This is a genomic window from Pseudovibrio sp. W64 (assembly GCF_001623145.1).
Lineage (GTDB): Bacteria > Pseudomonadota > Alphaproteobacteria > Rhizobiales > Stappiaceae > Pseudovibrio.
This window is the reverse complement of record NZ_LMCI01000033.1, coordinates 12,254-12,643: the sequence shown is the minus strand read 5'-3', so window position 1 is coordinate 12,643 and position 390 is coordinate 12,254. Positions and strand designations below refer to the sequence as shown.

The 390-nt window shown below is 55.6% G+C and carries 1 pseudogene; it reads left to right on the top strand.

From position 1 onward, the window contains the following. Positions 1–390, top strand: a pseudogene (locus PsW64_RS27940) (transposase); the annotation flags it as partial.

The following is a 390-nucleotide window of genomic DNA, read 5'->3' as shown; positions in this document are numbered from 1 at the left end:
CGCCCTTCTGATCGGCATCGTGGTAAGCTGGCGCTGAGCTTGAAAGAACGTGAGGAAATATCGCGCGGTCTCAGCATTAACGCCTCTTTACGATCTATAGCCGGCCAGTTGAGCCGCACTCCGTCTACCATAAGTCGCGAGGTGCAGCGAAATGGTGGTCAGGTCGCTTATCGCGCAGCAGCGGCGGATCAGGCTGCCTGGGACCGCGCTCTACGGCCCAAGACATGCAAACTCGCTTGTCATCCTTCATTGCACCACGCAGTATCGGAGAAGCTGCGCAGCAAGTGGTCTCCAGAACAGATTGCCGGCTGGCTCAAACGTAGCTTTCCAGGAGACGTAAACAAGCAGGTGTCCCACGAGACAATATATCGAAGCCTTTACATACAGGCT